This window comes from Paenibacillus sp. 01T422, from assembly GCF_056398785.1.
This window is the reverse complement of record NZ_JBFTQB010000803.1, coordinates 1-3,057: the sequence shown is the minus strand read 5'-3', so window position 1 is coordinate 3,057 and position 3,057 is coordinate 1. Positions and strand designations below refer to the sequence as shown.

Here is a 3,057-nt window from a genome sequence, read left to right as displayed (position 1 = left end):
CCTCCTTGCAGCATGCCATCCTCTGGACCATCCGATGTAAACAGCAAAACATCTACGCCACGCTTCGTCAGCCCATCACGCAAATACGTTAGATATGCGGTGTCGTTGCCATAGCTGCCATATTCATTTTCGATTTGCATCGCAATAATCGGTCCGCCATTGGTGCTTTGCAGCCGGGTTAATCTAGGAATTAACTCATCATAGTAACGATCAACTTTCATCAAAAATGTTGCATCCATGCAGCGAAGCTTCATGTACGTGTACTGCAGCAGCCACGCTGGCAATCCGCCGAATTCCCACTCCGCGCAGATGTAAGGACTTGGCCGAACGATCACATGAAGCCCGAGCTCGCCCGCGAGCGTAATGAAACGTTCAATGTCCGCTAAACCTTCAAAGTTAAACGCATTTTCCTGCGGCTCATGCAAATTCCAAGGTACATAGGTTTCCACGGTATTAAAGCCACATGCTTTAAGCTTCAACAGCCGATCCTCCCAATATTCAGGGACTACACGGAAATAATGGATGGCTCCGGACAAAATTTGAAATGGTTCCCCATCTAATATAAATTGTTTATCTTTCGCTTGTAAAATGGCCACAATGATCCCTCCGGAATATGAGTGCTGTTGAGTAATCTTTTACATTTACCTACTCTCATCTTCGCTGAAAGGAATGTGAATCTCCATCGCCAAATGGATCATTTTCTATACCAAATGTGCCGAATGACATGATATGATGAAACAAACACGAAGTCGAACGGGAGGAACTACTGGTGGAACAACAGTTGGAGGATTTGTATCGATTCCCTAATATTATCAATACTCTTCAGGTGACCGGATGCCATTTCGGGTTGAAGCCTCCGGGGTGGTATTACCCTAGGCATCATCACCATTTGTTCGAGTTGTTGTACTGTGTGGAAGGTGAGGTCGCACACGAAATTAATCGTGATTCGATGACGATGCAAGCAGGAGACTGGCTGCTGATCAAGTCTGGCGTCAGGCATCAATCTTCCAACACCGCCCAGGCGGACTACGGCTTCTTTAATGTGCATTTCGATCTCGATGACCCTGAGATTCGCAGCCTGCTCTCCGCAACGCCGTATCGGCTTATCCGGCACGAAGAAGCAGAACGCAGCAAGCTCCGCTACTACGTTGGTGAGCTGGAGGAAGTGATGCAGCGCAATCGCACGGAACAGCCCGAAGCTGAAGCTCAAGCTGCTGCTGCCGAGTCATCGCCTCTGCGCTTCGAGGATAAGCTGCTCCTGCAGTCGTATACGCTGCTCATCATACATGCTGTGCTCCAACTGGTACGTGAGCACAAGCATGGCTCAATCCGCGGGCAAGGAACCGCTGCCGAGAAAGATCCCTCGCTCTTCACCGCTGATATCGCGCACATGATTGAAGAGAAGCTCTCGCTCGGTTTATGTGAAGAGGCGACAGTGGCAGGAGTCGCGAAGGAGATGAACCTGAGCCGCAGCCAATGCAGCAAGCTGTTCTCTAAGGTGTACGGACTGTCGCCCCGCCAGTATGTCAGCCAGCAGAAGCTGAAGCTGGCCAAGGAACTGCTCGTCACGACCCATCTGCCGATGACGGACATCGCGGAGAAGCTGGGTTTCCAATCGGCCAGCCACTTCTCACGGCAATTCCGGCGCTGGACCGGCCAGTCGCCAAGCGAATTCAAGCCGAGGCATCACTCGGCGACTAGTTAATAATCCCATGAGATATAATGTCCATTTGAACAGAAACCTGGAAGTCAGTCTCCGGGTACGCCTTATCCCAATCAAGCTTTTTCCATGCCTCGGGATGAAAGGCTATTAAGTCCCTCCCAATCCCAAGAGCATCCGAATGCGCGCGCTGCAGCAGCTTACAAATTTCTTGTCCCTCCTGTGTGAGGAGCTCAGAGAAACGCTTGTTTAATTGCTCAGTTCGCTGCTCATCAATAATAAGGTTCTTGGCGTGTTCAATGACGATTCCTTTTAGTTTCAACTGCAATTGAACCTTAACTTGTCCAGATGAACTGACCATGACCTTCTTATTACGGCTAGATTTGACGATGTTCAGCGATACGTACTGTGAAATGTCGCTTTTCCCCTTCGACTCTTCCGTTTTCCGCGTGATGACGCAGACTTCCGCCATCTGATTGTTCATTAAGAGGTATAGAGAAGATTGCTCAGGAGAGAGCGCATATCCCGAATACTTGCGCTTACTAAGGAGCCCTACCCCATCGATGACCGCTTTATCTTTGTCTGTGTCACCATCTCTGGCCTCTTCCTTCCTGAGAATCGGAATAACGCCATCTTTTCCCCGATCGTGAAGCAGAGGGTAAATCGAATGTACGGTTACATACGGAATGACGGTTTCATATTGCGCACTTTTAATGATTTTCCGTAAATACTCTCCAGAAGTTGCAGAGCCGATACGATCCAGTCGAATTAGCTCGGCGGCTTCTCCATGGACAATAGCCACTTTGGCCAGCATAGGATCATTGGAATTACGAAAGGTGGAATCCAGAAGATCCAGCATATTGGACTTCGCCAGCTTATCGCAGATGAGCATAACTTGATTTTTGGACGTGCCGATTGGACCTGCGATTTGCAAGCCGATTTTTTTATATAAAGATTCCTGCATAGTCGACCCTGTTGCTGTAAGCACCTCATGAATGGGAACGGTTCTTTCTTTTCCTCCTGGTGATTGAATGGTGACGGTGGTGATGATTTCATTTTTCTCATTCGTATCTAGGGATGTCGCATAGATGAGCTGCAAATTCTTCAAGTCGGTATGATAGCTGCACCCCGAAAGCATGCAAACAGCCACAGGCCACAGAAGTGCCCAACGTTTCATAATGGCTGCCCCCCCTTTTCTGTTCTTCATCCAAACGAACAAGTAGAGCAGTACCGGAAGAAAGATTAATACCAAGCTTTCATACTCCGTAATTTTCTGAAATAAAGCAATCCGTTTGTCTGACCTCCATAAAAAACCGACCAAACAGACTACTGGAACTAGATAATAAATGGCTTTTTTATGTTCATTCTGATGAAACCAGTAGCCTACCCCCTTGCTG

Annotated in this window: 3 protein-coding genes; 1 reads left to right on the top strand and 2 read right to left on the bottom strand. The window is 48.2% G+C overall.

What is annotated here, in order from left to right:
• On the bottom strand, nt 1-596 hold a 596-nt coding region (locus tag AC1DUA_RS31530), incomplete at its 3' end, for a beta-galactosidase (RefSeq protein ID WP_477503499.1).
• Between the two features lie 173 nt (nt 597-769).
• Between AC1DUA_RS31530 and AC1DUA_RS31525 the strand changes: the two genes are divergently transcribed.
• Complete coding sequence (locus AC1DUA_RS31525; protein WP_477503498.1) at nt 770-1,705, top strand: AraC family transcriptional regulator; 936 nt, start codon at nt 770-772, stop codon at nt 1,703-1,705.
• Here AC1DUA_RS31525 and AC1DUA_RS31520 read toward each other — a convergent pair.
• On the bottom strand, nt 1,698-3,057 hold a 1,360-nt coding region (locus AC1DUA_RS31520; protein ID WP_477503497.1), incomplete at its 5' end, for a Ger(x)C family spore germination protein. The genes AC1DUA_RS31525 and AC1DUA_RS31520 overlap by 8 nt on opposite strands.